This window comes from Chryseobacterium aurantiacum, assembly GCF_003020585.1.
Taxonomy (GTDB): domain Bacteria; phylum Bacteroidota; class Bacteroidia; order Flavobacteriales; family Weeksellaceae; genus Chryseobacterium; species Chryseobacterium aurantiacum.
In genome coordinates, this window is the sequence record NZ_PXUE01000002.1 from 457,368 (window position 1) to 484,332 (window position 26,965).

17 protein-coding genes are annotated in these 26,965 nt (G+C 36.9%); 8 read left to right on the forward strand and 9 right to left on the reverse strand.

Features of this window, described 5'->3' with window-relative positions:
• The 3 genes from C7D53_RS08510 to C7D53_RS08520 are packed head-to-tail and all read right to left on the reverse strand — an operon-like array spanning position 1 to position 5,715.
• Complete coding sequence (locus C7D53_RS08510) at positions 1-1,425, reverse strand: glycoside hydrolase family 30 protein (RefSeq protein WP_106915953.1); 1,425 nt, start codon at positions 1,423-1,425, stop codon at positions 1-3.
• Positions 1,426-1,427: 2 nt separating this feature from the next.
• On the reverse strand, positions 1,428-2,867 hold the full coding sequence (locus C7D53_RS08515; RefSeq protein WP_106915954.1) for a RagB/SusD family nutrient uptake outer membrane protein: 1,440 nt from the start codon (positions 2,865-2,867) through the stop codon (positions 1,428-1,430).
• A 10-nt stretch (positions 2,868-2,877) separates the two neighbouring features.
• Positions 2,878-5,715 carry a SusC/RagA family TonB-linked outer membrane protein gene (locus tag C7D53_RS08520; protein ID WP_106915955.1) on the reverse strand — a complete coding sequence of 946 codons (2,838 nt, stop codon included), beginning with the start codon at positions 5,713-5,715 and terminating at the stop codon, positions 2,878-2,880.
• A 178-nt stretch (positions 5,716-5,893) separates the two neighbouring features.
• Here C7D53_RS08520 and C7D53_RS08525 point away from each other — a divergent pair, with 178 nt between their 5' ends.
• The 8 genes from C7D53_RS08525 (at position 5,894) to C7D53_RS08560 (ending at position 18,376) form a co-directional block, all read left to right on the forward strand.
• Positions 5,894-7,087, forward strand: coding sequence for an MFS transporter (locus C7D53_RS08525; protein WP_106915956.1), 1,194 nt, complete (start codon positions 5,894-5,896; stop codon positions 7,085-7,087).
• A 16-nt stretch (positions 7,088-7,103) separates the two neighbouring features.
• Positions 7,104-7,892, forward strand: a complete 789-nt coding sequence (locus tag C7D53_RS08530; RefSeq protein ID WP_106915957.1) for an NUDIX hydrolase — start codon at positions 7,104-7,106, stop codon at positions 7,890-7,892.
• A 128-nt stretch (positions 7,893-8,020) separates the two neighbouring features.
• On the forward strand, positions 8,021-9,199 hold the full coding sequence (locus tag C7D53_RS08535; RefSeq protein ID WP_106915958.1) for an acyl-CoA dehydrogenase family protein: 1,179 nt from the start codon (positions 8,021-8,023) through the stop codon (positions 9,197-9,199).
• Between the two features lie 163 nt (positions 9,200-9,362).
• A complete protein-coding gene (locus C7D53_RS08540; protein ID WP_106915959.1) occupies positions 9,363-11,318 on the forward strand; it encodes a T9SS type A sorting domain-containing protein in 1,956 nt (651 codons plus the stop codon).
• 502 nt (positions 11,319-11,820) lie between these two features.
• A complete protein-coding gene (locus C7D53_RS08545) occupies positions 11,821-14,466 on the forward strand; it encodes a TonB-dependent receptor plug domain-containing protein (protein ID WP_228422257.1) in 2,646 nt (881 codons plus the stop codon).
• A 21-nt stretch (positions 14,467-14,487) separates the two neighbouring features.
• Positions 14,488-15,708: a DUF4876 domain-containing protein gene (locus C7D53_RS08550; protein ID WP_106915961.1), complete on the forward strand. Its 1,221-nt coding sequence runs from the start codon at positions 14,488-14,490 to the stop codon at positions 15,706-15,708.
• A gap of 2 nt (positions 15,709-15,710) precedes the next feature.
• Positions 15,711-17,225 (forward strand): DUF6850 family outer membrane beta-barrel protein, encoded by a 1,515-nt coding sequence (locus C7D53_RS08555; protein ID WP_106915962.1) that lies wholly within the window; start codon positions 15,711-15,713, stop codon positions 17,223-17,225.
• Positions 17,226-17,239: 14 nt separating this feature from the next.
• Positions 17,240-18,376 (forward strand): cytochrome-c peroxidase, encoded by a 1,137-nt coding sequence (locus C7D53_RS08560; RefSeq protein ID WP_106915963.1) that lies wholly within the window; start codon positions 17,240-17,242, stop codon positions 18,374-18,376.
• A gap of 60 nt (positions 18,377-18,436) precedes the next feature.
• Here C7D53_RS08560 and C7D53_RS08565 read toward each other — a convergent pair whose 3' ends face one another.
• The 6 genes from C7D53_RS08565 to C7D53_RS08590 form a co-directional block, all read right to left on the reverse strand.
• Positions 18,437-20,800 (reverse strand): patatin-like phospholipase family protein, encoded by a 2,364-nt coding sequence (locus C7D53_RS08565; RefSeq protein WP_106915964.1) that lies wholly within the window; start codon positions 20,798-20,800, stop codon positions 18,437-18,439.
• A 174-nt stretch (positions 20,801-20,974) separates the two neighbouring features.
• Entirely contained in the window at positions 20,975-23,662 is a 2,688-nt protein-coding gene (locus tag C7D53_RS08570) for a PD-(D/E)XK nuclease family protein (RefSeq protein ID WP_106915965.1), read from the reverse strand.
• Positions 23,659-24,195: a DUF922 domain-containing protein gene (locus tag C7D53_RS08575; RefSeq protein WP_106915966.1), complete on the reverse strand. Its 537-nt coding sequence runs from the start codon at positions 24,193-24,195 to the stop codon at positions 23,659-23,661. Before C7D53_RS08575 ends, C7D53_RS08570 begins: the two co-directional genes overlap by 4 nt.
• Positions 24,195-24,599 carry a hypothetical protein gene (locus tag C7D53_RS08580; RefSeq protein ID WP_106915967.1) on the reverse strand — a complete coding sequence of 135 codons (405 nt, stop codon included), beginning with the start codon at positions 24,597-24,599 and terminating at the stop codon, positions 24,195-24,197. The genes C7D53_RS08575 and C7D53_RS08580 overlap by 1 nt, the downstream gene beginning before the upstream one ends.
• 62 nt (positions 24,600-24,661) lie before the next feature.
• Entirely contained in the window at positions 24,662-25,297 is a 636-nt protein-coding gene (gene rsmG / locus C7D53_RS08585) for a 16S rRNA (guanine(527)-N(7))-methyltransferase RsmG (protein ID WP_106915968.1), read from the reverse strand.
• A gap of 96 nt (positions 25,298-25,393) precedes the next feature.
• A complete protein-coding gene (locus C7D53_RS08590; protein ID WP_106915969.1) occupies positions 25,394-26,731 on the reverse strand; it encodes a M28 family metallopeptidase in 1,338 nt (445 codons plus the stop codon).
• Positions 26,732-26,965 lie beyond the last annotated feature (234 nt).

The window sequence follows — 26,965 nt, forward strand, 5'->3', positions numbered from 1 at the left end:
TTAAAAAATATATGTGGCTGCTGAACTACCAGGAATGGTTACAGCAGCGGTTTTCCCCGCAAATTTAATATTAAAATTTTCATCTGCTTTATTATCGTTCTGAACAATCAAAACGGTTTTCCCTGTTGGAGTCTTAAAAGCTGCTGTTGATAAATATTTTGTTTGTGTTGAAGCTATGCGCTGTGAACCTGAAGGAACAAATTTGGAGGCATGGGCTATGATGTAATAAGCAACATTTCTGGTAAAGTTTTCACTATCAGAAATAGTAATGGCCCCTTTACATTCTGTACAGCCGCCATCTGTATGGGGCGCGTATTTTGGATCATTGGCAAGGTTCCATTCTAGGGCCGTTTTACTCCAGTTTCTCATAGAACCAATGATAACATTTCTCGTATGCCAGTTCAGATCTTCGGTAAAAGTTCCTTTTGAACCTGTCCATTGTTCTGTAAAATATACATTTTTATCAGGAAAAGCATCATGAACGGTACTTAATGCAGAAATATCACCTTCATACAAGTGAAAGGCAGATCCATCCACATATTGATAGGCCTCAGGATCTTTCAGAATATCAAGGGCATATTCAGGTTTGTTGCAATTGTGATCATAGACAACAATTTTAGTTTTGATATTATTTGCTTTAAAGACCGGACCTAGATGACCTTTAATAAAATCTCTCTGTTGATCAGAGGGCATATACAAACTTGGGTTATTTCCAGGATGTAAAGGTTCATTTTGAGGAGTGATAGCATCAATGGAAATCCCCTCTTTCTTCATTCCCTGAATATACTTTACAAAATAATTGGCATAAGTTCCATAAAATTCAGGCTTTAAACTTCCTCCCTTTGATTTTCCGTTATCCTTCATCCAAACCGGAGCTGACCAAGGCGCAGCAATGATTTTAATATGAGGATTGATTGCCAGAATTTCTTTCAACATCGATATTAAGGCTTTGTCTTTTGCCAAACTGAATTTTGAAAGAGAAGCATCAGTCTGCCCTTCAGGCAGATCATCATAGGAAAACACTTCACCATCAAGGTCTGAAGCACCTATGCTTAACCTTAAATAACTTATTGAGATCGAATTTTTATCGTTCCCAAAAAGTTCATTAAGTAATGCTTTTCTTTTGGCTGGAGACAGATGATTGATCACCTCAACACTTCCACCTGTCAATGTATACCCAAAACCATCAACATATTGAAACTTCTGGGTATCATCAATTTCAATGTGTTGAAAGTTATTGGTAGTATTTACAAATCTGACTGAAGCCTGAGCTTGTAATTTTACACTTTCATCGCCTTTTGTAAGCCAATACTGAACGTCATTTCCTTTATTAGAAGCAACCGATGTGCACGATAAAGGAAAAAGTGCCACACCACTAAGTAGTGCGGCACCTCTAAAGAAACTATATAAGTTGTGAAACTTCATGTTTAATAACCTGGGTTTTGGGTTAAGTTTTGGTTGTTATCTCTCTGTCCTTGCGGAATAGGCCACAACAGCCTGTTTGTATTCAGGTTACCTGCATAAGGAAGAATATTCCCACTACCATCTCTCTGTTGGGAAAGGATAGAAATAGCAGTACCTGTTCTTTTCAGGTCAAACCAACGAACTCCTTCAAATGCCAGTTCAAGCTTTCTTTCTTTAAGCACTTTACTTATTCCGTCAGTTTCAGAAGAAATGGAAACAGGAGAAAGCCCTACCCTTGATCTGATCTGGTTCACATATCCTGCGGCGGCTGTAAAATTACCTGTCCTTACAGCAGCTTCTGCCTGTAGCAAAATGATATCTGCGTATCGAAGAATATAGAAATTTTGGGTTCCGTCTGTTTTTCTCATTTTATACATGAAAGGATAGGTATTACTTGGCCAATAATTATCAGACCAGGCTACCGGAGAGAATTTAACAGAAGCATTTTTTCTCTGAATATCCCCCTCATCATCAAATGTCTTGACCATATCATTGGAAGGAACATTAAATTTCTTCCAATCTGTACCAAAAAACATAGAAGTTCCCCACGCCCATACACTTCCTGCATTACCATTGGCTTCAAAGATAGATTCTGCATTGGCTTCATGGTTTCCATCAAAAAGATGATCATAAACAGGCAGCAGGCTCACACCTGAAATATTGGAGGCATATTGTTTTACTTTAGCCCAGTCCGGATTGGGTTTTGATGCATTAGCTTTCGCCAAAAGTCCATAAGCAAGGTTTTTATTGGCTCTGTATTTCTCACTTCCTACAGGTGCATTAGCCACAGCATTTTCAAGATCGGCAAGAATCATATCATAGGCTTCCTGTCCCGATTTTCTGGCAGGATAAACCTGGCTGTACACCTCATCAAAGTTATCTGCATTTACTCCTATCACGGCTTTAGTTACCAGTGGAATATCTCCCCATAATTGTACAGCATGAAAATAATACATTGCCCTCATGATGGATGCCTCAGCTTTCATTTCGGTTTTTCTGGCTAATGTAAGTGCGGGGTCGTTAATTTCATCTACATAATTAAGGATCATATTACAATCATTGATGAAGCCGTATATATACTTCCAATCCCTTTCTACATTGGAATTGGTAGCAATAATACGATATTCATCCTGCTGAAAATTTTGTATGTTATCGGCTCCTGCATAGGAAACATCCGTCTGTGCATCTCCATTCATGAAATAATCCAGCTGCCAGTATTCGTTTCCAAATGCTGAATAAATGGTATTCATTCTGTTTTCCGCATCAGCTGCCGTTTTCAAAGGATTTATAATAGGAATCCCTTGCTCCGTAATAGGCTCAGTGTCCAAAAAATCATTACAGGAAACTGCAGTAAAAAGAACTGATACTCCAAATAGGTAATATATTGCTTTATTGATTTTCATTGTAAATAGTTTAAAAATTAGCTTTTAACCCGATGATAAAGGTTCTAACCTGCGGATAAGTACCATAATCTATTCCAAAAACAGCTCTCTCTGCACCAGAGGTACCGTTATTAGGACTGAATGCGTTCACTTCTGGATCCATGCCTGAATAATTGGTAATTGTGAAAAGGTTTTGCCCTGTCACATACACATTCAGCTTGCTTACTCCTTTGAAAGGACTCATAAAATTGTATCCCAGTGTTACTGCTTTCAATTTCAGATAAGAACCATCTTCTACAAAACGATCAGAAATAAACTGTGCAGAAGCAGAATTCGCCCTTGGTACATCTGTAATTTGTCCAGCGGTAATCCAACGGTTTAGAACTGCTGTAGATTGATTTTTATAATCATTCATCATCTCCAGATCAAACCTGGTTGCATTAAAAATATCATTTCCTACTGATCCTGTAATCAGCATATCCAGATACCAATTTTTATATTTGAAATTATTGCTAAAACCAAAAGTAAAGTCCGGATTAGGGTTCCCTATATATCTTCTGTCCTCAGGTTTTAAATCTGTATAAGACACTACATTTCCGCTGGCGTTCACATACATTATATCTCCATTATTAGGATTTACTCCTGAAGTTTTGTAACCAAAGAACATCCCTAAAGGCTGTCCTTCTTCAAATCTAACTAAGGTTCCCATCCCTTCAATATTGGCAGCAGGAATTGTTCTAAGCTCTTTATTAAGGTGTGTTATCTTATTTTTTGTAAATGAAATATTAAAAGAAGTATTCCATGTAAAATCTTCATTTTTAATATTCATAGTATTTAAAGACAATTCCAGTCCTTTATTTTCAAGGGATCCTATATTTCTATAAATTCTAAGCTTCTGCGGACCTATATCAAATGGTGCAATTAAGTTATCCGTTTTTCTTTGATAGGCATCAATACTGAATCTGATGCGGTTAGTAAGCAACCCTAAATCTAAGCCAACGTTAGTATCTGTTGTTGTTTCCCAAGCCAAATCCCCACTATCAGACTGGGAGTTTGTATACACAGGAATTCCATTTGTCCAAAATGGATTGTAAAGATTAAAGTGAGAATAAGCTGGAATTGCGGATGCATTACCTGTTTTTCCCCAGCCTCCTCTTAATTTCAATTCACTAATTAGCTTACTGTCTGCCAAAAAGTTTTCTTTGGAAATCAACCATGAAGCAGAAACTCCTGGAAAGAATCCCCATTTATTTCCCGGGGCCAAAGCTGAGTTTCCATTTTGCCTGAACACTCCCATCACAGTATACTTGCCATTAAGAGTATAAAGGGCTCTTCCAAAAAATGAAACCTGTCTCAGAATTTCTTTACGAATATCATAGCTTTGATTTTTTGCCAGATCATAATTAAAATTAAAAGTATCATTAGGAAAATTATCACCACCATAATACTTGCTCTGAAAGTTTCTTTCATTTATCTGAATACCTCCAAGCAAAGAGAAGTCATGTATCGATCTCTTCAGGGTGTAATTCAATGTATTTTCAAAATTATATTCCTGGAACTGGGTAAACTCTTGAGAACCAATTCCGAATTTTGATCTTCCGTAACTTGTCTGATATCCGTCTGTAAACTTAGTATTTCTAGAATCTGTCATATCAAAAGAAACAGTAGGTTTCCAGGTAAGATCTTTTAATAGCCTTACCTCAAGTCCCAAATTACTTAGAAACCTCTGAGTAAGTGTTTTATCTTTTCTGGATTGATAAGCTACAGGATTTTCCCATGAGGATTGATATGGGTTCGGACCGTATTGTCCTGGTTTATACCCATCTTTTATTGCTCCTGTTACCTGGTCATATATTTCCGGATCTGAAGGGTTCATCTTAACCTGATTTCCGTATACAGGAAGAAAAGTTGGTGTATTAAATGCACTTAAAACTACGCCTCCTCTTGCTGTACTCAGATTATCATTAGTATTGGTGAGGTTGGTGATAAAATAGTTCACCGTTGAATTTAATTTTAACCATGGAAAGATAACAGCATCCAAATTAATTTTTGCTGATGTCCTTTGAAACCTTGATGGCTTTATGATACCGTCAATATCCTGATAACCCAATGCTGCATACGCTTTAACACTTTCATTACCAAAGGCATAATTCACGTTATAGTTTTGATCAAAACCTGTTTGAAAAACCTCTTTTGTCCAATCTGTATTAATTCCTGCATAACGAGGATTACTTGCCGTAGAAAGATAATCTCCACCACCATTCAGCTTGATATCTCCTAACAACGATCTATACTGGTCCTGATTAAGAACATCAATATTTTTCATGGTTTTAGAAAATCCCCAATACGCATTAAAATTCAATTGAGGTTTCCCAATCTTTCCTCTTTTAGTCGTAATGATCACAACTCCGGAAGAACCATTAATTCCATAAATTGCTGTAGAAGACGCATCCTTTAGAATCGTCATATCGATAATATCATCCGTATTTATCCCGCTGATGTCATTGGTCTGTATCCCATCCACCACGTACAAAGGGCTTACAGATGATGAAATAGAGTTATTGCCCCTAATTTTAACCTCTATCCCAGCTCCTGGCTTTCCGGAAGCCTGGGTTACATTCACTCCTGCAGCCTGCCCTTGCAATGCTTGCCCCACACTGTAAATAGGCCTATTATCAAAGGCGTCTGCTTTTACAGTAGAAACAGCACTTGTAAGATTCTGCTTTTTAACCCCCCCATAACCTATCATTACAATTTCTTCTATTTTGTTTTCTTTAGAAACCGTGTCCTTCTTGGTCTGGGCACTGAAGTTAGCCGTAAAATAGAGGACGGCAATCACTCTTAGGCTTCTCGATATTCTTACATTCATATACAGCTATTTGTTTTAATTCTCAAATTGAGACAATAAAAATATATTTTTTTTCATTTAATTAACATTAGATTCACAAATATTTTAATTTTTCGTTTATTCCTGAGGGTTAAAAGCCATATCTTAGCACCAATAAATCATAAAAAACTATAAAAACTTAATAAAGTTAATCCCCGAAATGACCGCCAAGATCTCCCATATTTCCCTTCCGTTAAAATTGACTTTCCTTATTTTCTCAATGGTTTTAAACTGTATGGGGCTTATTATTCTACAACTTTCAGAAGCTAATATCACCTATGGAGAACTGGGATTTCTGGAATCTTTTAAGGATCTTCCCATTGCTTTTATCTCTCTATTTGCTGTAGGATTCATCAATAAAACCGGTGCAAAAAAGGCGTTAATCTCTGCATTGGCTATTGTAGGACTATGTTCTTGCCTCCTCCCGTTCATTGCTGATTTTTGGTTTTACAAATTATGGTTTGCCATCATCGGAGCCTGTTTTGCTATTGGTAAAATCTGTGTATTTGGGATCATTAGGAATAATATTTCGGATGAAAAATCTCTGGCAAAAACTATGAATAGCGTGGAAGCCTCTTTTATGATAGGAATTTTTGTAGTAAATACCGGTTTTGGATGGTTGATTTCAAGCCAGTATTCTGAGTTCTGGAAATTTGGGTTTCTACTGATCGCCGTTTTATCCGCAGTAACCATATTTCTGATTTCAAAGATAGAAATATCCGAGTCAAAACCCTTGGAAAATAAAAGTATCTTCACTGAACTGTCTGGATTTACAACGCCTGTTGTAGCTTTATTTCTGGGTGTTGCTTTCTTTATTGTGTTTGTAGAACAGGGTTTCAACTCATGGCTGCCCTCCTTTTACAAAAACCACTTAAAGGTTAATTCATTTTTTGCTCTTCAGGCGACTTCTTTTCTTTCTCTTTTTTCATATGCAGGGAGAACAATTACCGCAAATGTTATTCGCAGGTTTTCATTATCGAGTTACTATATTTCATGTATCTCTTTAATTATTGTTTTGCTGCTTATTATTTTAGGAATTCAGTATTTTGATTCTGAAGATTCAAAGCTGATCCTTTTCCTATTTCCTGTAATAGGATTGTTTTTATCGCCACTCTACCCTGTTATCAATTCAAAAATGATCTCACAGGTAGATAAGGAAAAAGTCAATCTGTTCACTTCTCTTATTGTTATTTTCTCTTCTCTGGGGAGTTCCGTAAGCTCCATTATCATGGCTGTACTCTTCGGAAAACAACTATTAAACTTTTATCCATTATATATTTTATTTTCTGTAATTCTTCTTTTTGTGATTAGTTTGGTGTATTTTAACGTCTCAAAAAGAATATATAGAAAATAGTTTTATTTTTACAACCATGAAAACTAAAGACACAAAAAACAAAGAAACACTTCGGGAACTTATTGACACAAAGGATTTCGTTGCCCATATCTCTGTTGACTGTACTATATTCGGCTTTCACAATAATATTCTGAAAGTATTGTTATTAAAGTATCATGATCTGGATCTATGGTCACTTCCGGGAGGTTTTGTTTTTAATGATGAAGACCTGCGGGAAGCTGCAGAGAGAGTACTTTATGAAAGAACGCATCTTCAGAATTTATTTTTAAAGCAATTTCATACATTCGGAAGAATTGACCGTACAGAAAATAATGTACATCAAATCCTGCTTAAAAATAAGGGAATAGAGGTACCGGAAGATCACTGGATTTTTCAGAGGTTTATTACAGTAGGTTACTGTAGTCTTATTGATTTTTCGATAACAGATACTTTTCCCGACGCCTTTAATGAAAGCTGTGAGTGGTTCGAGGTCAGCAAATTGCCCAAGATGGCTTTCGATCATGAGAGGATTATAGAAACCGGTTTAGAATATCTGAGAATGAATATCAATACTGAAGTGGCTGCAAGTAATCTTCTTCCTGAGAAATTTACGATGAAGGATCTTCAGGCTCTTTATGAAACTATTTTAGGTCAAAAATTCAGAAGGAATAACTTCCAGAGAAAAATTTTAAGTCTTAATATTCTGGACAGACTTGAAAAGCTATATGATGGTTCTGCCAACAAGGCTCCTTACTTGTATAAATTTAAAAGTGAGGTTCACAATGCTACCAACCAGTACCCTATCTCCAATGATGAGGAGGTCTAAAATGTGAAAATTATCTCTTTAACAGAGAAAACCTGAATTATCTCTTTGAAAATCAACATTAATATAAGTTTTCAAAAAAATTTTTCAAACACCACGAAAAATGTTATTTTTAACAAAATCAAAAAATCATGTCATATTATCCTCTTACAAGCATCCCTGATTATTATGGAATTGATGCTTTACTTACTGAAGAACACAAACTGATACGCCAATCTGTAAGAGACTGGGTTGAAAGTTTTGTAATGCCGCAGATTGATCAGGCAGCCCAAAATCATACAGATCTTCCGGGCTTAATGAGAGAATTGGGGAAAATTGGAGCATTAGGTCCATATATTCCTGTTGAATATGGCGGTTCCGGATTAGATCAGATTTCTTATGGTCTTATCATGCAGGAATTGGAAAGAGGAGATTCTGCAGTACGTTCTGCTGCCTCTGTACAAAGTTCTTTGGTGATGTTCCCAATTAATGAGTTTGGATCTGAGGAACAGAAAAAGAAATATCTTCCGAAGCTTGCTGCAGGAGAAATGATTGGTTCTTTTGGATTAACTGAACCGAACCACGGTTCTGATCCAGGTTCTATGGAAACTTACTTTAAGGATATGGGAGACCATTATCTTTTGAACGGAGCCAAAATGTGGATCACAAACTCTCCTCTTTGCGATATCGCCGTAGTGTGGGCAAAGAATGAGGAAGGAAAAGTGCAGGGATTAATTGTTGAAAGAGGAATGGAAGGCTTCACAACTCCGGAAACTCACAATAAATGGAGCTTAAGAGCTTCCAAAACAGGAGAATTGGTATTCAATGATGTAAAGGTTCCGAAAGAAAACCTACTTCCTGGAGTTACAGGATTAAAAGGACCTTTATCTTGTCTGAATTCTGCAAGATATGGAATTTCATGGGGAGTAATTGGTGCTGCTATAGATTGCCACTGTACTGCCGTTCAATATGCTAAGGAGAGAAAACAGTTTGGAAAACCAATCGGTTCTTTTCAGCTTCAGCAGAAAAAACTGGCTGAATTCTTAACAGAGATTACAAAGGCTCAGTTATTATGTCTTCAGTTAGGAAATCTTAAAAATGCACACAAAGCTACGCCTGCACAGATTTCAATGGCTAAGCGTAACAATGTAAAAATGGCGATTGATATTGCTAGAGAATCAAGACAGATTCTTGGAGGAATGGGAATCATGGGAGAATTCCCGATGATGAGACATGCTGCCAATTTAGAATCAGTAATTACCTACGAGGGAACTCACGATGTTCACTTATTAATTACAGGTTTGGATATCACAGGAATTAACGCTTTTTAAGTAAAGCTAAAAAAATAGATTAAAAGAGTCTGATCATGAGATCAGGCTCTTTTATTTTACTCACATTTCAGAGAATTGATATTCAATGAATAGCTATTGATGTCTTAATATTTTTGTGGATTTGATAAAACTATTACCTTAATACCACTTAAAAGACAACGATATGAAAAAAATCACTACTTTTCTATTAGGCCTTACCGCTCCATTCTATTTTGCCCAGCAGGCTGGTGACGTGGTAAGCGCTGAACAAAAACTCGATTTAACTCCGCAGGGCGTTATTAATTTTATTGCCAATAATCTTGGTGAACAGAATGCTCCAGACTTTGCAAGTTATCTCAATAGCTTCAATGTAGGTTTAAAAGGTTACAAAATCACCTATTATACCAAAAATGAAAATAACGTCCTTGTAAAAGCTACGGGACTCCTAATGTATCCTAATGTAGGCTATAAACTCTCCACTGTTGTATCTGATCACGGGACTACGGACAGCAGACAGAATGTTCCCTCCAATTTTAAGGGAGCCCTTACTGCCGGCTTTGTGGTTGAACTTTCCTATGTCCTCAATGGTTATATTTTGATGGCTCCTGACTATGTAGGGATGGGGACCGGAGATGGAGTTCATCCTTATGTAGACTATGCCACCGAAGCCGGAGCAACCATAGATTTTGTAACAGCAGCTAATAAGGTACTGGCAGAATTGAATGTAAAACGTTATGATGAGTATTTTTTAGCCGGATATTCTCAGGGAGCACATGCCGCGATGTCTACCCTAAAAAGGTTAAGCATTTCCAACCCAACCAATCTGAAATTTAAGTATGCCTACATGGGGGACGGCCCTTATGACTTCTCAGGAGTTACCTTGAATAAAGGGGTTTTAGAAAAAGACTTTTATCCGTTTACTTCGTTTCTTGCCAATGTTCTCCATACCTGCAACAATACAGGATTCAAAACTTATAATACAGATATTTCTGAAGTAATCTCTGCGGAATACCTTGACAAATACAACTACCATGTGGTTCAGGATAACGGCGGCTTATTGTGGGGGCCTGTGATCTGGAAGAAGCTTTTCACCAACAATTTCATCAATGATGTTACCAATAATCCCAACAACAAGCTTAGACAATGTATGAAGCCTAAGGACGTGTATGACTGGTATAACAAAACTCCAATGACGCTAGGCCATTCTACTGTTGATCTAGCAATACCCCCTGAAAACACTTCCAAAACCATTGATGTGCAAAGAGGATATTATGCCTGGTGGGATTTGAATAAATACAAACTGGATTCTTTTTATTGGGGACCCATAGGCCATGTTGGCGGGATACTCCCGTTTACATTAGCATCCAATGCCAAATTCAATACACTGAGAAGCGGTGGTCTTCTTAATCAATGGGCTATAGCAGGATCTATTTTTGGTAAGCAATCCGCAAACAGTGCAAATCAGGAAATCCCTACTCTATATTCTTCTCAAATAAAACCTGATCTTGGAAATATGGAACTTCTTGAAATCACGGATTTTAATAAAGAAAAAGCAGTCAGCAGATCCACTGTAAACCGTAGCTTGTCTACTTTAGAGGATGGTGTTTATCTTCTAAAAGTATCGGAAAACAATGAAAGCAAAATAATACCGTACATTAAAGATACTCCAAAGGAAGTCGCAGAAAACGAGATTGTACAATCAGAAAGCAGTGCTCTTTTGAAATTAAAGATCAATCAGGATGAGCTTTCTTCCATTAATATATTTGACGAAAATAAATCTCTGATTAAAACTGTTTCTAAGGATCAGTATCATGAAAACGGCGGGATCAGTCTGCAAAATTTGGATTCCCAAAAGTATACGTTTGAAGTGGTCACTTCCTACTACAATCTACAATTCAGCAAGTCCCTTGGAAAATCCTCGGAAAACAATACAGATATCTTTGCCCAAAACCGACAGATCAAGGCCAGGGCTAATAGTGACATCAAAAACATCAGCATCTACAGCATTTCCGGAGCTTTAATTCTTCAGCAGGACGTTAATGCTTTCCAATATGAATCTAGAACTCTGGATACCGGAGTGTATGTGGTACAGATTACTCTTTCCAGTGGAAAAACAATCAATAAAAAAATTAAATTATAACATCTAATCCATTTTCTATAAATATCATTTCAAGTTAATTTTTGCACTCCAGCAATGGGGTGCTTTTTTATTTCTTGAAATGCCGTTCCTATTTTAATATTGGATCACTATAGAATCTTATTTTTCTAAAGAAACAAATAACTCTAAAAAAAATAATTAGAAATATTATTTAAAACATCTCATTCAAGTAACCAATTATCCTTATTACAATACATTCACAGACATTTTTCAAGTTTTACATTCCAAAAAAGTTAATAGTTGTTAAATGATTTTTGTCACTTATTTTAAATTATTCTAAATAAGATTAGTAAACTTATAAAGAGGCTCCTAACTTTGCCGAAAGAATAATGTCCCGATGGTAAATGATCCCATATCTCCTTTTAAATTTCAAATTTTCTCTTTCCTGTTTTTTTTCATTACATGCACAACAGTCAAAGCACAGGAACAGCATGTTGCGATTCTGATTGAAGTAAAAGACACTGATTTTAAACCAATTAAAGATTTGGATATAAAAATAGAATCGGATCAAAATAAATATTCAACATCAACTAATGATAAAGGAATTTCAGCAATAACCCTCATCCCGGGAACCTATAAGATTGAAATTCGTAAGAACGGAATCCTTGGTTATTCTAACAGAATATCTGTTTCAAAACCGGAAACATTTGCCATTTCCTTTACAGAAAAAATCAATAGGATTGAAGAAGTTGTCATTACCGCAAAAGAAGGTAAAGGCCTTACCTCATCATCCATTATCAGTCAGCGTGCCATGCAGCATCTGCAGCCGTCCAGTTTTAGTGACCTTTTGGAGTTGCTTCCCGGTGGAAGATCTACAGATCCCGTCCTGAATCAAGTTAATAAAATACAACTACGGGAAACAGGAAATCCGGGGACTGACTATAACACTTCAGCCATGGGAACAACTTTCCTTGTAGATGGGGCTCCATTAAATTCAGGCTCCAATCTTCAATATACCTATGATTTTTTAGATAAAACCAATAACGGACTTAAAAGAAGACTCAACATGACCAGCGGTGTAGACATGAGAAGTATTTCCACAGACCAAATTGAACGTGTGGAAGTTCTGCGTGGAATTCCCTCTGTAGTCTACGGAAACCTTACTTCGGGAATTGTAAAGATCACCAACAGATCCGGATATACGAAATGGAGAGCAAGATTCAAGGCAGATGGCTACAGTAAGCTTTTTGCTCTTAGCAAAGGGTTTGAAAACAAGGAGCATAATTTAAAAATCAATGCCGGAATTGATTATCTGAATGCAAAATCAGATCCAAGGGACCGTCTTGAAAATTACAAAAGAATTACCGCTAATCTCTCTTTGATAAAGGAAAAGAAGCACAACACAGGAACTTCCAGATGGCAGACCAATCTTAGTTATACCACATCTTTGGACGGTTCAAAGTCTGATCCGGATGTTGACCTGTCTGATCTGAATTCTTATGAGGTTAATAATCATTTACTAAGCTTGTCCAATACCTTCACCTATACGAAAAATGAACCTGCTTTTTACCAATCAACAGAAGTTCAGGCTACTGTTAATCAAAGGTTTGATAAAATTAAACAGACCAAATTCATCCAGTTGGAAAATGCAACCGCCTTTCCTTTGTCTAGAACAGAAGGAGAATACGACGGTTATTATCCGGAAGCCCGCTACATATCCAACTATACGGTAGATGGGAAGCCGCTTGATGTATTTGTGAAAATGGTTAATAATTTCCAGTTGGATCTAAAGCCTTTTAAAAATGAATTCAATACAGGTTTTGACTGGCAGTTCAGTAAAAACTGGGGAGATGGGCAGTTATTTGATATTTATAAGCCCATAGATCCTAAATCTACCTTCAGGCCTCGTGCCTATCGTGATATTCCGGCATATGTTACCTCTGCTTTATTTCTGGAGTCCATCAGCACTTTTGAACCGGGAAGGCACAAACTCACTTTGGCATTGGGAGTAAGAGGAAACTTGATGATGAACCTACCCTCTCATTTCAGAATGAATGGAAAAGTATATCATGATCCCAGAGCCAATTTCCAATGGGAATTACCTTCTTTTAACTGGATGCAAAAAAAAGCTCAGATCTCCCTTACACTGGGATATGGGAAGCAAAGTTTATTTCCTGACCTCAGTTTGCTATACCCAGAACTTATTTACAAGGATATTCAGCAACTGAATTATTTCCACAATAATCCCAATTACAGAAGAGTCAATTACAAAACGATGATCTATAATCCACAGAACCCGGAAATAGAGCCTGCTATGAATGAAAAATTTGAGGCAAGAATCGACTTTAGTCTGGGTGCACACCAGCTATCTGTAACTGCTTTTAAGGAAAATATGCATAATGCTTTCCGCTCCATGAACGAATATGCACAGTATCAATATAAGAAATATGACACCTCAACTCTTAATCATGAGGCCATAACCACTCCGCCGGATGTGAACACCCTTCCGTATCAGACTATCAGTGAAAACTTCACATATGCTTCCCAAAGAAACGGCAGTAGGATTGATAAAGAAGGAATTGAATTTCAGTATTCTTCCAACAGAATTCCGGTCATCAATACAAGGTTTACTCTAAATGGAGCTTGGTTTCGTACAAAATATGGAAACAGTTTACCCGTCTACAGAGGTCGTGATCTTACCATTAACGGAAGACCTTACCCCTATCTCGGATTGTATGAGGGCATGGAACCCAGCTCAGTAAATGAGGTTCTAAATACGAATCTGATGCTGGACACCTACATCCCAAAGCTGGATCTGATATTCTCATCTTCTATCCAGTTCTCATGGTATTCTATGAGAAAGCTGGATCCTATGAACGGTATACCGAGTCATTATATAAATCAGGATGGTGTTATTCTGCCTTTTGATGCCGATGCTGTCAGAGGAACCCTTCTTGAAAATTTAATTATTGCTCAAAACGGCGACCGCTATAATGCAACAAGAAGACCTTTGGAAACCAATCTCAACTTTAAGGTTACCAAGAGTTTCAGACATAAGACCGTGGTAGTATCCATGTTTGCCAACAGGCTTTTCAGTTATTATGCACCTTATAGCATTAACGGGATTACCATCAACAGAAAAGGAGCCTATGACCCTTATTTTGGGATGGAGATCAATTTCAATTTATAACAATTTCAATTCAATAAAGTTATGTTAAAACATTTATTTAGAACACTATTACTATTGTGTGCTGTGATCAGCTTTGCAGCCTGTTCTTCGGATTCTGAGTCTAATTCTCCGGAGGCACAAACATCGTTAAAACTGGAACTGAAAGTAGTTCCTGAAGACATTCAGGTTAAGGAATATAAAAATCTTACCATAAATTTCAAAGAGCTTAATACCGGATTTACCACTACTCAGGAGTTAAAAAACTCCAATACCCTGAAGGTAACTCTGCCGTCTGGAACTTATAATGTAACTATAGAAGGAAGCATTGCCTATAATGATAATTCTGTGCTTACAGAAGCCAAAGTAGGTGGCGTACAAACCGGAATGGTTGTGAATGGGAATGAGATCAGCAAAACAATTAATATTGCCATGAAAGCAGGGAGCGGAGATCTGATTTTGGAGGAAGTATTTTTTACAGGAACAAAAACTCCACAGGGAGCCATGTATTTTGGTGACCAGTATTTTAAAATCACCAATAATACAGATCAGACTTTATATGCTGACGGGATGCTGCTGATACAATCCAGCTTTATGACCAATGAGAAGCAGGATTATAGCCCTAATATTATTGGAACAACCTTATCTGCAGGTGCTATCATCAAAATTCCGGGGACAGGAACTATGTACCCTGTATTGCCTGGAGAGTCTATTATTATTGCAGAAGATGCAATTAACCATAAAGAATTCAACCCTGCTTCTATTAATCTTTCCCAGGCTAATTTTCAGATCTTTAAAGAAGACTCTGATGATACCGATAACCCTGCAGTACCAAAAATGGTGACCGCTTTTGGAAAAATGGTCATTCATAATCAAGGTTACTATGCTTATGCCCTGGCCCGTATGCCAAAAGGAATGAGCCATGAAGCAATGGTAGCCCAGAATACTTACACCTATACTTACAATCTTACCTTTGGAGGAGATGTTTATCCGATGGATGAAATTGCTGTTAAAATCCCTAATGAGTGGATCACAGATGTAGTGAATCTAAGTGTACAGGATTCTTTCCAGTGGGTGGTAACTTCTCCTGCTTTGGATATGGGATGGACTTCTGTTTCAACATTTGATGGAGATAAAAATCGTTTTGGAAAAGCAGTTCGCAGAAAAGTAATAGGAAAAACAATGGATGGTAAAAACATCTTAAAGGATACCAATAACTCTACTGTAGACTTTGAACATGGTGTAAAACCGTCATTATTTAATTAAAAATGAAGAATTTTCTTTCCATACCCATTCTGTTTATATCCTTGTTCAGCATAACAGTGAATGCTCAGATCAATGATACAATTGCAGAAAAGATTCATGAAGAATACAGTTCTGAAAGGGTTTTTAAAAGCAGAATCAATGTAAATCCGGCCAGCAATTTAGATGCAAGAAAATACAGTGTTACAACTTTTAATATTTTTACGGAAATTAATAAAACCCCTTCTGAAATACAGCAAAAAGGCAAAGGTAAAAACCTATGGGGAGCGGAAGCCCTCACTCTGCAAAAGCTGGATCACCAAACAACAGTATGGGGAAATGCATCTTATTCGCAAGGAAAGAACAAACAGATCGTATGGAATGAAAATGCTGATTATGAACTTATCTACCCCTACGTAGCCGCTGACAGCGTAGGGGGTGATATGAAGTTTGAAAACTATGCTTTTTCGGGAGGGTATTCAAAACAGATTAACACCCTTACCATTGGGATTACAGGAAGCTATAGGGCGAGCCTGAGCTATCGTGATACAGATCCAAGACCCAAGAATACAACAGCCAATTTTTCACTGGCATTGGGGGTCAATAAAATGATGTTTCAAAAGTTTAAAATTGGAGCTTATTTCGATGCAGAAAAATATACCCAGAAGCACTATCTGAGTTTTGTGAGCAATCAGGGATTTCCTACCATCTATAACATGAGCGGATTGGGAAATTATAATGAACTTCTCTCAGGAAAGCTTCGTCAGGCTTACTATGAAGGGTGGTCCTACGGAGGTGGTTTTCAAATATATGAACCTAATAACAGGAACTGGTATCTTAGTATTGGTCTGAAAAAATTCAATATGGATAAGATTCTGACAGAATATACGGATCTTAATGCCTCAAAAATAAACGAGCAGCAGTTTAGTTTTTCATTAGGAAAGTTCTTTGAAACAGACAAAATCCTCTGGGGGCTTTCTGTAGATGGAAGCAGTACGGAAAGAAAAGGAACAGAGAATCTTTTTCTCAATGAAAACTCCAGAAATTATATTCAGATAGGTACTGTAGAAAAATACAGCCATAAAATGAACAACATATTGCTTAAAGGACTGTTGCAAATAGGAAATAAAAGTGCAAGATCCTCTATTATGCCCTATTTTGGATGGATGCAGGATAAAGAAAAATACACCACTCCATTATCAATAATTGATTTAAGTAAACTTGTATATGGCGCAGATTATCAATGGTTCAAAACTCTTAAAAACAATCTGGCTATTTCTGTATCATTAGGCCTTTCGGTAACCGATGTTTATCAGAAAAACGGAATATTCAATAACTCCGGAAAACCCGCCATCAATCAAATGCTGCAAGAGAACTATGCTTACCGCTCCTCTGATTTCTGGCAATCAAAACTGGATATTAATTTTCACTTCAACGTTCCCGTGATAAAAAATGCATATGTAGGCAGCAAGATCATTTACAGCAACTTCAATAATGGCAACAATGTATTATTTGCAGCCACTATAGGAAGTATTTTTTAAATTAAAGAAATATCATGAAATTTTCAACTCTTAAACTCATTCTGCTGATTGGCCTACTCTCCTTTTTCTTCATGCAGCATACCGTACAGAAATATAGTATAGACTATGGTGAAGTTGTGGAACAATACAAAAAACCAGTACAATTCTGGCCTTCCCCATCAGTAGATCCTGATGTTAAATGGAAAGAATTTGAAGCAATAGAACAGGATTCCAATTATTACGATACTCAGGAGCTTCCCGAGGTAATGTTAGGAAAAAAACTATTTTTTGATCCTAAGCTATCAGCATCCAGCCAAATATCATGCAGCAGTTGTCACAATCCTGAACTGGGATGGAGCGACGGGCAGGAAGTAGCTCTGGGCAATGATCACTTACAGGGAAAAAGAAATACGCAGTCCCTTTTTAATATTGCGGAAAGAACATCTTTTTTTTGGGACGGAAGAGCAAAAACACTGGAAGAACAGCTTGTAGGACCTATCTCTGCCCACAACGAAATGAATATGAAGCCTGAAAAGCTTGCAGGGAAACTTTCTAAGATTAAAGAATACAAAGTACTTTTTAAGGACGTTTATCAAACTGACAAAATTACATTTGACAAAATAGCCCAAGCCCTGGCAACCTTTCAAAAAACCCTTAAAAGTCAGCCAAGCAAGCTGGATAAGTTTATAAAGGGAGATCATAAGGCAATGAGCAACAAAGAAATCTACGGCATGCACCTGTTCAGAACAAAAGCCCGATGCATGAACTGCCACTACGGAAAGTATATGACGGATGAATCTTTCCATAATATCGGACTTACCTACTACAAACGTGAATACGAGGATCTGGGTTTATTTACCGTTACAAAGAACCCCAATGATGTAGGAAAATTCAAGACCCCATCTCTAAGGGATCTGGAATATACCGCTCCCTGGATGCACAATGGATTGATGGATGACCTGCATGGTGTTGTAAGCCTATACAACAGCGGAATGCAAATGATTAACCCTACACCGGAAGAAAAAAAGGCAGATCCCAATTTCCCGGTAACAGACCATCTAATGAAGCCCCTGAATCTTAATGAGCAGGAATTGGATGCTGTTGTTTCATTTTTAAAATGTATTTCAGGAAGCTATTACAAAATGCCCAGACCTGAAATTCCAAGGAAATAAAAAAGATTACAGCTAGTATAAAAAAGAACCTTATCCGAATGAATAAGGTTCTTTTTTGTTTTAAAATTTAAATCCTATACTGAAATAGATTCTTGAAAAATCAAGTTGGTTATTTCGGGAAACATTCAGGTTAATAGGACCTAAAAGTGATTCGTATCCTAAATTTACGCCGTAGCCAAACATGTCGTAGCTATTATTAAAGGGAGAAAACTCATCACTTACCTTTCCGTAGGTAAAGGATGGGCTAAGGTATAGTTTTTTCATAATTCTGTACTGAAGAGACAACCCTACTTTCGCTACAGAAGTCATGGGTAACTCTTTTTGACGAAGACCGTTAAATTCAGGGTTTAAAAGGTCGGAATTATATTCACTGCCTCCCAGGTTATATTTCTGGTTAAGAAAAAGATAAGGCACCTTATCTTCTCTTTGCGCACCAAAGCTAGCTCCTAAAAACACATTGGCTTTAGCAGCAAGTCTTCTTGTAATGGGATAGGCAAAATTCTCGTTTAAGGTAAAGGAAACAAGATTCTTAGGTTCGTAATAATAAGAGTCCTTAGGGTTCAACAATGGGTACAACAGAGGCTGTACCGTTTCAAGATCATATAACTCATATTGATTTCCGTAGTAGAATCTTGTACTGACCTGAAGATGATTTCCTCTTGTAAAGAAGTATCTTTTATTCAGATTATTCTGCTCGAATTTCAAAAATGTATTAAAATTACTATGATTGTAAAGCTTTTTACTATAATTATCAAACTTGGCCTGATCTACTTTGTCCAGTAAACTGTACATCCTTTCAGTACTGAATTCTGTTCCGATAGAAATAACGGCATTAGGGCTGATATTATAATTTAAAGCAATTTTCCCTGTAATGTTTCGGTACATATGATTCGGAAATCGTGTATTGTAGTCCTCATCAAGACTAAATACCCTAAACGTTAAATCATTACTTTTAAGATGAACAATCTTGGCTTCAAGATCCAGCCACCAATGATCCCCACTTCCCAGGAAACGCTGGTAAGCCAACCGGGCTTTAAAACGCTCTGAAACATCTACTGTTGCAAGAAATCTTGATCGGTTGGCAAGGATATTTCTATAGGTATAGTTCACAATAATCCCTACGGACTGTTCAGTATCATAATGAAGAGCCAGTTTAAAGGCTCCTTTTTTTATCTTCTTAACAAAAATATTCATGATAAGGCCATCTCCTGCATTGGTATAGGTATAATAAACCTTTTCATACTGACGCATCCCGAATACCCTGTCTATTGCCTCATTTACGGTTTTCACATCATAATATTCCCCTTCTGATAATCTCAGTTCTTTTTTAATCACATCAATCTCAACAGGGTCTGTAAGCGGCGTTCCGTTTTCTTCGTTAAAAGTAAATTTTATAGTGGGCAGCTTTACCTCTTCAATCATTTCGTGCTCATACTTAATTCCCGCTCTTCGTTGAGCTTCTGCCAATGCTACAAATTCAGGAAGATGTCTTTTGGCTTCCATTTCCCCAATTTTAATAATCCTTCTGAATCGGGCAAAGTCTTTTGTAGTAATATCACCCAAAGGATCTACAAAGTCTACCAGAATATTGGAAAGCGCTTTTTGATGCTTGAAATCCTCTACAGAACGAATGGCGTGAGTCTGATAGATCATCTTCATCGGGTTTTCAATTTCTTTCTTTGTGAAAAGCCTGAAGCCTGTGTAGCCTCCAATTACAAAGTCAGCCCCCATCTGGCGTACTTCATTTGCCGGATAATTACGATCCAGCCCTCCGTCTACCAAAAGCTTTCCATCAATATAAACCGGTGCAAATGCGGCAGGTATTGCCAATGTAGAGCGGATAGCTAGTGGCAACGATCCCTTTTTCTGCATAACTAATCCGCCATTTTCAATATCTGAAGAAGTAAGCTCCACAGGAATACGCAGCTGGCTGAAATCGTTGATATGTTTTGCATTAAATGTCAGAGTATTGAGAACTTCACCCATATATTGTCCTTCAATATAAGAACTCGGGAGAGTTGGGATTCCTTTTACTACAGGAAATTCAAGAATATATTTATCATATTCATCCTTTTCACTGATATTAACCTTACTGTAAGGGATTTTGTTGCTCAGAATTCTGTTCCAATCTACCTTATAAATGGTCTTCTTTAGCTGATCTGCATTGTACCCCATTGCATATAAACCTCCCAGAATACCTCCCATACTGGTTCCCGTAATATAATCAACCTTAATTCCCAGGGAATCAATCATCTTTAAAATACCAATGTGAGCAAATCCCTTTGCCCCACCACCACTTAGTGCCAATCCAAACTTGGTTTCTTGGGTGATATTTTGTAATCTGACATTCAGGGAATCGTTTATTTGTTGGGATTGAAGGGATAAAGAAAAAACGATTGTAAAAAATATCAGGAGCTTTTTCATGTGACTGCCAATTTTTATAAAGTAAGTGTGAAAATTTTGCAGTAAATATACAATTATACCACAAAAATCAAGAAAAAAACAACACTTGTCTTACTGTTGAAAAAAAGCCTAAGGAATAATTAAAATGACAATTTAAATTCTATTAAGTCCACAATAACAGGAATGTATTTTTGCTTAATAGGATTTTATATTCTCTACAAAATTGATGTCAGGGTTTAGAATTTCAAGGATCAGGCTTTTCACAGACTTCATGGCATCATCAATATCTCCTTTATCAAATTGCAGGGAAACCATTCCTTTTTTAGCTTCAGCAAAACTCCAGATTCCTGTCTCAATCGGAAATCCCCAAAATTCGGGAAGATGCTGTACCACATAATGATAAATACAGAGCTGTAGGGCCTGCTTCCTGTCACTGTTATGGAAATAATCTGCCACATTATTTTCATCAATCTTTACATTGAGGTTTTTAATCTTGGCCGTTTTATAGTCTATAATTCTTAGTGTACCATTCAGCTTATCAATCCTGTCAATGAATCCAAGGAATGAAATTTTATCATTTCCATCAAGATAAAACTCTACATTTTCAAACCTCCTTTCGATATCAATGATCTCTAATTTATTTCCCTGTTGTACTAATTCAAGATCATGGTTCAGAACATTTTCAATCACCTTTTTGGCAATAGCCTTATGAATGTAGTTCATCCCCTTTTCGTAGAATTCAGGTTGATGCTTAAGCTTCTCAATGGCTATTTCTATGTACCTATCTATTGCTTTAACTGAATCTTTTAAGTCACTTTCTTTTAAAACCTTACCCTTAAGTACTTCATACACTTCTTGAAGTGAATAATGCACCAGATTTCCGTAGTTCTTCACAGACAGTTCTTCCTCAATTTCATCAGACTCCGAAGTATTTAAAATCTTGGATAGGTAAAAATCTATCGGGTTATAAAGATAGCTTGTAAGGTGGGAAGCTGATACTTTTTCCTTCCATTTTTGAAGACGCTCCTGCACAATTTCTGTCTTGAAAATCTCTATTGGTTTAGTAGCAATCGGCTCCGAAGAATTTTCAATAATTAAATGTTCAATCTCATGTGAGCTCTCCATTTCAATCTGCGTAATAAACCTGCTCTTCTCTCCGGTATTAACCCCGGAACTTAGAGCATTATACAAAAGGTGTACATTTTTCGCATCCTGAATCAGTCTGTAGAAGTGATAAGCATAAATGCTGTCATTCTCCAGGAATGTATGAAGGTCAAAGAATCTTCTGATATCAAAAGGAATATAGGTATTCTGTGAGTTACCTAATGGCAGTTTTCCTTCATTAACGGAAAGCAAAATTACATTTTCAAAATTCAAAAGACGTGTTTCCAGCAATCCCATGATCTGCAAACCTCTTAACGGCTCCCCTTGAAAGTCAATACTTTCGGAGTTAATATGCTGATTGATCAGAATTTCCAAAGTTTCCATTTTGATCTCAATATTGTAGGGAGTCAATTGGTTTTTAATAATTCTGAATGCATTTTCAAAATGGGAAACATTCTCATACTGGATATCATCAATTTCCAGCCATTTTACTTTCTGACAAAAGTCGATAAGCACGTCCAGATAAACACTGGTGCTTGTAGCCTTTTGAAGAAGTCCGAAATAAGACAAACTACCCAAAAGCTCTTGCAGAAGCTTTCTGGAGATATAAACAATATTTCTCTCCTCTATCTTCGTTTTAAAGTCATTGATAACCTGCTCATCTTCGGGAGACTTAGGCAGTTCTTCCAAAATTGGAAATATATCCCTGTAGTAATAGGACGATTTATTCTTTTCAAGCTGCTTTTGCAGATAGAAAAGTCGTTTCACTGCATTGGAAAAGGAAAGATTCTTTAACGGGAAACCCATTGTAATATTCAGGTTGTCCACACCATGCATAACGTCCAGACTCGCAGGAAGTAGATTCTCATCCAGCAGTACTACCGCCGTATTGGAATAGGTTTTATTATTAATTTCCTTAAAGATCTCCGGCAAAACCTTAGTCTGCGTAACATTTCCGGAAACCTCATATACCTTAATCTTTTTGGGTTGGTTAAAATCATCCTCAATCCATTGAAAAGCCCTGTTATCATCAAATTCTTTCCAAGTTTTATGATTTCTGAGGAATTTTCCGGCCTCTTGTCTTTCGTCATCAAAATAATAACGGTCTGCCTGAAAGAAGCATTGCGCTTTATTCCACTGTAAAAGGCTTCTTGCCAATTTCTCTTCCACCGGCGTAAAGGCATTAAATCCGCAGAAAACAAATTGTTCTGAGGTATTCTTCGCAAAATCAACAATACTCGCTTTAGCAGCCTCGTGAATCATTCCTGAGGTAGCCCAGTTCTTTTCTTTCAGTCTTTCTTTTAATGTTGGAAGAAAAACATTCATGTTCTGCCAGAAATTAAGAAACTTCTTTCTCGGAACATCATCGTCCTCTCCCAAATCCTGTGCCCACTCTTTAATCCTTTCTTCATCAAACATATACTGCAGAACTGCCTGGTCATTATCTGAAAATTTCAGAATATCATCCCAGTCTTTCTGTAAGGTGGGAAACCATTTCAGAAATTCTGCAAAATCATCATTGGGAATAAGATTCAGGCTTCGGTACACATCAAACGAAAAAAGCCAGAGAGGAATTCCCTGGATAACCTGCTTGTCCGCAATGGTATTAATGAGCTCCTCTACTGTAAAAAAGTTAGGAAGAAACCCAGAATAATTATTTTCCTCAAGAATCTGTCTTATAAATACAATAGGACGCTTTCCCGGAAGGATAATGTTGAACGCGGAAAGATCCGGGTTTTGGTCCAACAGTTCGTGTATAATTTTATTGAGGAATTTCAAGGGGTCTGATAGCTTTTAAGGTTTTCTAGTTCTTCAGAAATGAGGGCATTATATTCTGCCTGCTTTTCCTTGTCCATCCCATGACGGGTATCTTTATCATAGGAAATCTGAAAACTTTTATAGTCGTTGGATATATCGTTATAAATACCTTTAAATAATTTATTATAATCACCTGAGGTTCTTACTTTTTCAGAAACAATTTTTCGGAATTTCCTTACAAAGAGCTCAGCAATATCAAAGTGTTTTTGTTCATGCAACAAGATATGATCATTAATTTTTTTAACATCCTTCCAGGACTTGCCTTCATTGAATATGGTTTTTATTTCAATTTTAACAGGTGACTTTGGGTTGGTAGATTTCACTACAGAATACTCCCATCCACAATTGGTATATGCTGCCACATCCGGATTATTCTTTCTATTGACCGGGCTTTTAAAATTATCCCATATCAATTTTTGATCTCCCTGCCAGACTATCTTCTGTCCAAACATCATATGGGCAGTCAGTAAACAAAATACAAAAGTTAATTTCATTATTTTACCACGATGGTTTTGGTAATCCAGCTATTTCCCCCGTTCCAGAATTTAAAGATATACTTTCCCTCCAGTTGTGGACGGAAGTTGATCTGATTAGCTCCTGTATAGTTAGCCTGGGTACAAGGACCGCCGGTAATATACTTGTAGGCAGTAACAGACCTCTCAAACTTACTGTCATGAATATAATCATATCCATAGAATCCCTGACACTGAGAAGAATATTTAGAATAAGTTTTGATACTCTGTACCGCAAAAACATCCATGGTATCACTTACAATTTTCACACTATCAATCTTGATTTTATCAATAGATTCAATGGTCTCGTAATCATCATCACTACAAGACACTGTAAGTAAGCCAAACAAGAGTGCTGAAAAACCAATATTTAAAAGTTTTTTCATAATCTTTAATTTTGCGATTATTAATAACTATTTAGCAAAAATTATTCCCTAATTAAACAAAATTAAGAATTAAAATTACCTTTTGATAAATAAACAACTTTTTTTGTATCAAAAAATTCTTCGTCAAAATAATTTTTAAGATTGAAAATTTCACATCTAAGACCGGCAAGCTCTTCAGCAAGATCACCGCCTTTTAAATATAAAATTCCATTATGCTTAGGGTTAAATTGTTCTTTTTCAAACTTCCCTTTAAGCCATCTTAAAAATTCCGGCATCTGAGTTACAGCTCTGCTGACTACGAAGTGGAATTTGTCTTTTAATTTTTCTGCTCTTCCGTGGATGGCAGTTACATTTTTCAATCCAACTCCTTCAGCAACGGCATTTACTACACTGATTTTCTTTCCGATGGAATCAATAAGCGTAAACTTTGACTCAGGAAATAAAATCGCCAATGGAATCCCAGGAAAACCTCCTCCGGTTCCAATATCCAATACTTTAGTTCCCGGTGCAAATTCCATTACTTTTGCCACTCCCAAAGAGTGAAGAATATGCTTTTCATACAACGATTCCATATCTTTTCTGGAAATCACGTTGATCTTTTCATTCCATTCATTGTACAGTTCTTCCAGTTTTGCAAACTGTGTTAGCTGTGTTTCTGTAAGATCCGGAAAATATTTTAATAGTAACGATGTAGACATTTGAATTATTATAATCTACAAAAATAAGTTTTATTTCTCTTGTAGTCAAATCTACTTTTCCGGATCATGCCCAGAACTCTCTTATTACGATCCGTATTATTTTGCAATACCCGGAATTACAGGCACATTCAGATTTCCTGACTGACTGACCGTTTGTACTGCAAAAATATAATTATCTTTTGAAAGTGGTATTCTGGCTGAAAGTTCTGTTGTAAATATTTTCTTTTGCCATACAGGGCTATCTGTCTCCCGTATCAGAACAAAATATCCTGCCGGCGTTCCTGATTTTGGTTTTTGCCAATGAAGCATTGTAGAGTTCGTGAGTTCCTTAACGTCCATTTCTACTCGTTCAGGCTTTGAAGTAGACTTTGCAAGGCTTGCCAGAACGGCAACATTTGCAGCCACATTTTTTTTCAGATACTTAAAATCTATAAATTCAGGCAAATCACCATATTGCCTGTTGTTTTCTACTCTTATGTCCTGATGCTGATGATCATAGTTTTCATAATATTCTGTAAGTCTTACCGATGGAAATCCATTAGTAACAAAACTGGTATGATCTCCTCCCCGTAAAAACCTGTCGTTTCTATAGATCATTTTCACATGAAGCCTTTTAACATATTGTTCTGTAATTTCTTTGATATATCGGGCAAGCTGTCTGGAGTCACTATCATTTTCAAGTCCCAGATTTCTGATCATCAACGCTTTTTTATCCATATCCATGTAAGGCAGCCCCTCGCTGAATACCCGAAGGGTACGGGTATTGACTTCTCCTGTCTCACCGGCTTTCGGATTACCAATCATATCATTATTCAGAACCGCTTCCAATTGTAAATTGTCTTTTTTAATTTTTTCTGCAAGTAGTCTGGAGCCCAGCAGCGACTGTTCTTCTCCGGAAAAAGCCACAAAAATAATTGAAGCCGGGAATGAAGATTTGCTTAGTATTCTTGCCGCTTCTATTACAGCACTCACACCACTGCCATCATCGTTGGCCCCGGGAGCTGTTGAAGTTCTGTTCATCACATCAGTCACCCTTGAATCAAGATGTCCTCCAATCAGGAAAACTCTTTTATCATTAGGATCTGTACCTTTCAAAAAAGCAATGGCATTGCCTAGGTTCACCACCTTATCAATACGTTTTCCATCCGGCTGCAAACCTTCCTGCTGCAGATATACCTCCATTCTTCCGCCGGAGTTTTTCGCATAGCCTTTAAATTGTTGAACAACCCAGTTCCTCGCAGCTCCAATCCCCTGTTTTGGATCATCTGTAGCGCTTAAAGTATGCCTTGTCCGGAAACTCACAAGCTTATTGACATATGACTTTAATGAATCTTCGTTTACCTGTGAAACGTATTTCTTTACTTCATCATCTTTTAAACGTCCCTGAGAAAAGACTGTACAGGAAATTAACAATAGAAAAACAGAATATTTCATAAAATATGATCTTAGATGATTTAAAGATACAAAACACTTAGTATGAGAAGCATTTTTTTATTTTTTATTGGCCAGATTGAAAGTTAAACCCATAAAAAACCTACTAAAAAGGCATTGTATGGCATAAATTTCTTAAAACTCCTCCATAGAAAGCAATATTATTTCCAGATAGGGTGATTTGATTAAAACCTGACAAATATCTTTAAAGCACCCCTATTTTTATTACTTCTACAA

Excerpts from the sequence above, each read along its gene's own strand:
- C7D53_RS08510 (WP_106915953.1), bottom strand. The coding sequence starts at position 1,425 with ATGAAGTTTCACAACTTATATAGTTTCTTTAGAGGTGCCGCACTACTT.
- C7D53_RS08515 (WP_106915954.1), bottom strand. The coding sequence starts at position 2,867 with ATGAAAATCAATAAAGCAATATATTACCTATTTGGAGTATCAGTTCTT.
- C7D53_RS08520 (WP_106915955.1), bottom strand. The coding sequence starts at position 5,715 with ATGAATGTAAGAATATCGAGAAGCCTAAGAGTGATTGCCGTCCTCTAT.
- C7D53_RS08525 (WP_106915956.1), top strand. The coding sequence starts at position 5,894 with ATGACCGCCAAGATCTCCCATATTTCCCTTCCGTTAAAATTGACTTTC.
- C7D53_RS08530 (WP_106915957.1), top strand. The coding sequence starts at position 7,104 with ATGAAAACTAAAGACACAAAAAACAAAGAAACACTTCGGGAACTTATT.
- C7D53_RS08535 (WP_106915958.1), top strand. The coding sequence starts at position 8,021 with ATGTCATATTATCCTCTTACAAGCATCCCTGATTATTATGGAATTGAT.
- C7D53_RS08540 (WP_106915959.1), top strand. The coding sequence starts at position 9,363 with ATGAAAAAAATCACTACTTTTCTATTAGGCCTTACCGCTCCATTCTAT.
- C7D53_RS08550 (WP_106915961.1), top strand. The coding sequence starts at position 14,488 with ATGTTAAAACATTTATTTAGAACACTATTACTATTGTGTGCTGTGATC.
- C7D53_RS08555 (WP_106915962.1), top strand. The coding sequence starts at position 15,711 with ATGAAGAATTTTCTTTCCATACCCATTCTGTTTATATCCTTGTTCAGC.
- C7D53_RS08560 (WP_106915963.1), top strand. The coding sequence starts at position 17,240 with ATGAAATTTTCAACTCTTAAACTCATTCTGCTGATTGGCCTACTCTCC.
- C7D53_RS08565 (WP_106915964.1), bottom strand. The coding sequence starts at position 20,800 with ATGAAAAAGCTCCTGATATTTTTTACAATCGTTTTTTCTTTATCCCTT.
- C7D53_RS08575 (WP_106915966.1), bottom strand. The coding sequence starts at position 24,195 with ATGAAATTAACTTTTGTATTTTGTTTACTGACTGCCCATATGATGTTT.
- C7D53_RS08580 (WP_106915967.1), bottom strand. The coding sequence starts at position 24,599 with ATGAAAAAACTTTTAAATATTGGTTTTTCAGCACTCTTGTTTGGCTTA.
- rsmG (WP_106915968.1), bottom strand. The coding sequence starts at position 25,297 with ATGTCTACATCGTTACTATTAAAATATTTTCCGGATCTTACAGAAACA.
- C7D53_RS08590 (WP_106915969.1), bottom strand. The coding sequence starts at position 26,731 with ATGAAATATTCTGTTTTTCTATTGTTAATTTCCTGTACAGTCTTTTCT.